The sequence below is a fragment of the Mycobacterium hubeiense genome, assembly GCF_002838065.1.
GTDB lineage: Bacteria > Actinomycetota > Actinomycetes > Mycobacteriales > Mycobacteriaceae > Mycobacterium > Mycobacterium hubeiense.
Window position 1 is genome coordinate 1 of record NZ_PIZU01000080.1, and the last position, 6,543, is coordinate 6,543.

The following is a 6,543-nucleotide window of genomic DNA, read 5'->3' on the forward strand; positions in this document are numbered from 1 at the left end:
AGGCCCAACCACTTACACAGTCAATGAGACACGCCCGCTCGCCGATCGCACGAGCGGCGACCGCCTAATGGGACTCGAACCTGGGGAAATACGTGACCGTTGATAGCCCGAACGCCATACTCAACGGCCCTGGTGTGTCGATCCATCCTGTTCCGTTCTCCTTTGCAGAAGAACGGAATCCACGGTCCGTGGGCAGTTTAACTACAAGAACTTCCACGCGCTTAGTTTGCTGAACAGCGAACGGTGCCAAGAAAGTCGTAATAAGCTTGCACGTGCCGAGGCTGCGACAGCTCGCAGCTGCCGAGAGGTACTGGGGGCCAGCGTGCCGATTCGCTATCCGACCGCCCCCACAGGGGTGAACTCAGCCACACCCGAGGGCGATCCGAAACCCCCGTAAGGGCGATGGACCCTCGTGTGCGCTGCCACGAACATTGTGTGTGAGCCCGACACGGGGCAAACCGCCCAACAAACCGAAGTGAGGACATCATGAGCGACACCAAGCGGAAGAAGTCAGTCACCGCCGCACCCGGTGTAGCCGCCGCCTCTCTTGTGGCAGTGGCAACGCTGTTTCTCGGCGCGGGACCGGCGCAGGCAGACATCGACGTTACCGCGACTCCCAACCCGGACGGCGTCACGGTCGTCGTCTATTCGCTGGCGCCCAACCCGCCCGGCGGCCTTTGCACGTACACCGCCAGACCCCAAGGCAATCCGATCGGAAAGCCCCTGCCGGTCACCAATGTTCCGTTCTTCTTGCCGCAAGGTGGTAGCCAGTCGATACCGTTCCTGAGCTTCCAGACGGGCGCGACATGGGACATCACGGTGGACTGCCCAATCGGTGGTGTGCAATACGACTGGGTCGTCTACTGAGCACGTCTTGCCCTGCGTCGAAGTAGGCGGTGAAGGCCGTGGCGATCGCCTACCCCAAGACGCCTACCAGAACACATCAACCAACCGTCAAACACCAACGAGCGCAATCAACTACACATAACACGTGACAAGACCCCTGCCGCGGTCGGAAGTGCGCTCACCACCGACCACTTCAGGCGCATTCGTCTGCACGTCTAGATTGCGCTAGCCAGTTAGGATCTACATCGGAGGCTACCGCCAATGCGTACTCCCGCTATCCGAGATGCGCGCCGTGTCGGCGCGTTTCCCCTGGGCCGGGGATCGCTGGTCGGAGCGCGGGTGAAGCGTTTGCTGGCGCCGGCGGGGGTCATTCTCACGGCCACCGCACTGATCGGCTTCCCGGCCCCAGCTTCAGCCGAGCCGCCGCGGTGCCCCCCGGGGAGCACCAGCGTCGAGTGCCGGTATCCCACGGACCCCACGCGGGTGCCCGATCCTCAGATTCGCGCGCCTGAGCCGACGACGACGCCACCGACGCGAGTGCCGCCGCTGACGCTGCCGCCACCACCTCCGCCGCCGCCGGTGATTCCGCCGTCTCCGCCGCCGGTGATTGTGGATCCGGTGCCGCCTCCGCCGCCGACGATTGCGGATCCGCCGCCGCCGCCGGTGATTCCGCCACCGCCGCCGGTGATTCCGCCACCGCCGCCGCCGGTGATTCCGCCACCGCCGCCGCCGGTGATTCCGCCAGNGCGCCGCCTGCTCCCACCCCTGCCGCGCTTGAACTCAGCGACTCGACGATCGGGCCGGGTGGCGACGTGACGGCGACGGGTCGGGGCTGCGTGCCCGAGGCCCCGGTCAGCTTGTCTATCGGCGAGACCCCGGTCGGGCAGACGGTGGCTGGCCCGCGCGGCGGCTTCGAAACGCCGCTGCGCACTGGATCTGTCGAGCTGGGCCGCCATCAAGTCACGGCCGAATGCGGTCGCACGCTGAGCGCGCCGCTGGACATCGTCCTGGTCAGCTACGTCGGCAGCGGCACATCGACGCTGACGGTGATCCTGTTCTTCCTGTTGATCGGCGTCTGGTTCTACGGCCACCGTCTCGCGTCGCATCTACCCGCCCGGAGGAATCATGGGGAGTAAGTCGATCGCCGCCACCCTCATCGCGCTGCTCGTGTGCGCGTTCGTCGGCACCGCGACCGTGGCCGCTCAGCCCGCCACCGTCACCATGTCGGCGACCGTCAACGGCCAAGACGTGGGTGCGGCGAGCGCGGCCGATCCGCTGCGGCTCCAGCCGGGCGAATCGGTGGAGGTGGCCGTCGAGGTGGCCAATAACGGAACCGAGGCTGTCGAGGTGCGGCGGGTCGAACTCTCCGGACGCGTTGTCGGATTGACCTTCTTCAACTACGCCACCGCGGTGCAGCTCACCGTGGAACCCGGAGCCACCGACACCCTCCGCTACCGGCTGGACCTCTTCGGCCTGGAGGGTCAGGCCACCGGTCTCATCGGGGGTGAGCTGTCGGTCGCCGATGCCGCGGGAGACACCGTCGCCTCGATCCCGACGGTGACCGACGTGCGTGGTTCGCTGATATCGGTCTACGGCTTGTTCGGTATTGCCCTGGTGGTGCTCACCGCGTTGGCGCTACTCGACGCCGCCCTCGCAGTCGCCAAACACAGACTTTCGGAAAACCGCTGGCAGCGCGGGCTGCGGTTGCTGGCGCCCGGAGTCGGGATCGGGCTAGTGGTGGCCTTCTCCGCGTCGGTCGCGCGGCTATGGGTTCCCAGCACCGGGCTATGGCTGGTGCTGGCCGGACTGACTGCCGCGGTGTTCTTCACGCTCGGGTACTTCTCGCCCACACCCCAGGGCGAGGAGGAGGAGGACGAAGAATTGGACGAGGACGAGGACTTGGACGCCGACACCATGCAGGCGCCGACCGACGAGTTCGGCCGATGACATCGAACGAGGAGCGGATACGAGCGGCGTTGCCCGGTTACGACGTCGGCCAGCAGATCGGCAAGGGCGGTTGCGGTGTAGTGCTTTCGGGAATGCATCTCCGCTTACAACGACCGGTGGCCATCAAACAGATCCCACCGCAGTTCGCCGATGACGCTGCGGTCCGGCGCCGGTTCGTCACAGAGGCGCAACTGATGGCCGCCATAGACCACCCGCACGTCGTTCCGGTCTATGACTACATCGAGCAGGGCGACCTTTGCTTGCTGGTGATGGAGTACCTGCCCGGCGGAACCGTGGCGGATCGGTTTGCCAACGACGGTTTCGACGCCACGTCGGCGATGGCGGTCGCGTTGGCCTGCGCCGCCGGCCTGGAGGCTGCACACCGGCACGGGGTGCTGCACCGCGATGTCAAGCCGTCGAATCTGATGTTCGCCCGCGGCGGCACAGTCAAGCTCACCGACTTCGGCATCGCCAAGATCGTCGGCGGCGACGACACCCTGGTCACGCGTGCCGGTGAGGTCGTCGGTACGCCGTCCTACATCGCACCGGAACAGGCTCGCGGACAACAGCTTTCGCCTGCCACCGATGTCTACGCCTTGGCGACCATGCTGTACCAGCTGCTGTCCGGCGTGCTGCCCTTCCCGCCCGGCGAGGACAGCATGGCCACGCTATTCATGCACGCCTTCGAGCAGCCGACGCCGCTGACCGAGGCCGCGCCGGCGGTCCCGGAGCCCATCGCCGAGGTGGTCATGCGGGGCCTCGCAACGGACCCCACCGAGCGCTTCGGCACCGCGGAATCCTTCGGCGTTGCCCTGGCCGAGCCCGCGGCCGACTGCTGGGGCGCGAATTGGCTTGCCCCGGTGGGCATTCCCGTCATCGGCGCCGACACGATCGTGGCGGCCGCGACCGGAACCAGTCACCCATCGAAAACGACCGGGACGCCACGACAAACCACCACGATGCGTGCGGTTCCTCCGGGGTTGCACACTGCGCCAACAAGGCGGGTCAGGCCCGCGCAGCCGATGCCGCGCCCACGGGTCGAACTGGCCGACGTGGGCCGCAACGATGTGGCGCCGGTCCAGAAGGTCGTCAAGTTCCGTTCACCGCGTGTGCCTTTCGTCATAGCCGCGGTGCTCGGGCTGATAGCGATCGCGCTCGCATTGGTCGGGCTGGGCTCGCCGCCGAGGGGAGGCGACCTGCAGCCGGGCACCGTCACCGTCGCCGGCCTCGATCCCACGACGGTCGACCGCGTCGAGGTCGACATGACGAAGCCGATCCCGGTGACGGTCACCGGCGTGCCAGGCGACACGGCGGCATTGGCGCTCGACGTCCTCGGCACGTCGCTGGGCCGCCACCAGGCTCCGTTCATCCCCGGGGCGCCGGGGCTCACCGCCGAGGTGCCGTCGCCGGTCAACCCATACGTGCTGGCGGGGAACGTGACGGCGGAGCTGCGCGTGCTCAGTGGCGAAACCCCAACCGCCACATACCGGTTCGGAATACGAACCACTCAGCCGGGGCTGACCACCGCGGTGGCAGTCGCCACCGTGGTGTTGACCCTGTTCGCGGCGGCCTACGTCGAGTCGTACATCCGCGTGCTGCGGCGTGGCCGCAGCCGGTTCTCAGGCAGTTTCGGCCTGCCGCTCAGCGCGGCCGCACTGGCCGTCGCCGTAGTCGCCGCGGTATGGATTCTGCTGGGCCGCGAGCCGACGATGGCCACCGTCATCGGATGTGCGGCGGCGGCGGCCGCCGCCGGCATCGCGGCCACCATCGGTGCGATGCGGATCGGCCGGAAGTACCGCTACCGGCGCAGTCGACGAGCCTGGGAGCGGGCGCGGCGATGACGCACCGTGCCGAGAAGTGCCCGGTCGACTCGTACGTGTAATACGTGCTCGTAGAAATGGCGTGCTCGTCGGCGAAATGGTGCTCCCGCCAAGACACTTGCGACGTTCCTGAAAGGTGTTGACCCCGAACTATTCTCGAACAACTGCGTCGAGGCCGCTCAACCGACGAGGTCATCACTGTGTGGGCTTGATCCGGGGAGCCTCACAGATCGCGGTCGGTGACCACGCCGCTGAGCATCGCCCGTTCGACCAGCCGTGCTCGCTTGTTGGGATGCGGATTCTCGTCCAACCCGAACTTCGTAAACAGCGCGCGGAGGTGTGTTTTCACAGTTTCGGTGCTGAGATACAGTTCGTCGGCGATTTGCTGGTTCGTGGTAGGGGTGGCATACGTGGCGCCGCCCTTGTATGGCCTGCAGAGAGCGATGAGCACCCGTAGCTGCGCGTCGGTGAGCGAGCTCCGGGTGGGAATCTCGCCCGCGACGCTGGTCGTCTTTCCAGCGGGGCGGGTGGCGTCGCGGAAGGTCAGCACGGCTTCGCCGATTCTTATCTTGTCGCCGGAGTGCAGTGGGCGCCTGCCGGTGATCCGCTCGCCATTAACGAAGGTGCCGTTGCGCGACAACCCGTCGTCGACGACCGTCCAGTGGGTATCCACCCATTCGACGATCGCGTGCAGCCGCGAGACGCTGCCGTCGGTCAGCAGCGGAATGGTGGCGTCCGGCGACCGCCCGATGCTGACCCGCTCGGCGGTGTCGAGTTGGTGCTCATGGATGTGACCCTGCTCGTCTGCGAACTGTAGAACAGGGCCGGGCCCGAGGCTCATGCTTGCCTCACGATTCCTAGTCTAGGAAACAGCCCTCGGCGAGACCTCCCAATGCCGAAATGGTGCGCGCGCCGTTCGGGTCATCAGGATCCAATGCCCATGATTAGCGCCCTGTGTGGGCGCGGACCCGGGCGCGAAAAGTTATCCGGCTCGGACAGGATCACTGGCCATTAGCACGTTGTACTCGCGGAGTGGCCCCACGATGTCGCCGTCGGGGGCGGGTGGTGGCCCGGGCGATAGGAAGCTGTCTTGCGCGGACGTGGTCGCTGCGGACGGCGCCGGCGCGGAATCGAGGTCAAACTCGACCGCTACATCGGCGGGGACGCGCCGTTCAATAATGTGTGTTCCCACGCGGGCGGTGCGCCGACCCCGTCATCCTCGTGCGGTTGGGCGGCCGCGATTCCGGACGCGCCGAGAATCGTGCTGGAGGCGACGATGGCGATGCCAACGGAACGAGCGAGTGTCTGAAATATTGGTGAACTCCTTGGGTTTTCGCTGTGGTTTGCGTTCTGCGGGTTCACCCCAACCTTCGACGCGGCACGGGTCGCACGCCATCGCTCGGCCGGGATTCGGATCGCCTCGGGGTGTGGTCCGGTTCACCCCGACGGGGGAGAGGCTTCGCCATTGGCAGGTTGTTCTCGCGGAGGAGTCACATCCTGGCCGCGTAACTGACGTTTAGCGGCGAAATGGGTGCGAGAGTGCCTGCGAGAACGTGAGTTTCGATTCGCGTGCCGAGGTCATGCCTGGGCGTCACAGTGCATATCACGTCAAAACCCGACTTACCCGAGCTGTAGCATCCCCGAGGCTTTGTGCACTTATAGTGAGGTTCCTGTCCCACAACCGGGCATACCCACGCCGATGCCAGTGGTTAATTTCCCGTTCGCGCTGCAAGCGAGGGGAACCCACGATCTATGGTTTCCCGGCGTCCAGACCGGAACCGAATGGAATGTCACCGTATGGTGCCCGGTTCAGTTCAGCGAAGGCCCTCATGCCGTCGTCTACTGAGCCGTGTGCGGCTTCGGGTTCACTCAAGCGCCATCCGCGCACGGAATGAACCGTCCCGGGTTTTGTGCGCACTTCCTTTCTTGG

5 protein-coding genes are annotated in these 6,543 nt (G+C 66.2%); 4 read left to right on the forward strand and 1 reads right to left on the reverse strand.

Annotated elements, in window-relative coordinates:
* Nucleotides 1-486 precede the first annotated feature (486 nt).
* The 4 genes from CWS39_RS27730 to CWS39_RS27745 all read left to right on the forward strand — a co-directional run bounded on the left by CWS39_RS27730 (nt 487) and on the right by CWS39_RS27745 (nt 4,634).
* Nucleotides 487-867 (forward strand): hypothetical protein, encoded by a 381-nt coding sequence (locus CWS39_RS27730; RefSeq protein ID WP_102146043.1) that lies wholly within the window; start codon nt 487-489, stop codon nt 865-867.
* Between the two features lie 791 nt (nt 868-1,658).
* The gene (locus CWS39_RS28765; protein WP_142386966.1) at nt 1,659-1,982 is read left to right on the forward strand and encodes a hypothetical protein; all 324 of its coding nucleotides are present in this window, start codon (nt 1,659-1,661) and stop codon (nt 1,980-1,982) included.
* On the forward strand, nt 1,972-2,793 hold the full coding sequence (locus tag CWS39_RS27740; protein ID WP_102146044.1) for a hypothetical protein: 822 nt from the start codon (nt 1,972-1,974) through the stop codon (nt 2,791-2,793). The genes CWS39_RS28765 and CWS39_RS27740 overlap by 11 nt, the downstream gene beginning before the upstream one ends.
* Entirely contained in the window at nt 2,790-4,634 is a 1,845-nt protein-coding gene (locus tag CWS39_RS27745) for a serine/threonine-protein kinase (RefSeq protein ID WP_102146045.1), read from the forward strand. Before CWS39_RS27740 ends, CWS39_RS27745 begins: the two co-directional genes overlap by 4 nt.
* Before the next feature lie 202 nt (nt 4,635-4,836).
* On the opposite strand, the gene CWS39_RS27750 is transcribed toward CWS39_RS27745, so the two are convergent.
* On the reverse strand, nt 4,837-5,454 hold the full coding sequence (locus CWS39_RS27750) for an FHA domain-containing protein (RefSeq protein WP_102146046.1): 618 nt from the start codon (nt 5,452-5,454) through the stop codon (nt 4,837-4,839).
* Between the last annotated feature and the right edge of the window lie 1,089 nt (nt 5,455-6,543).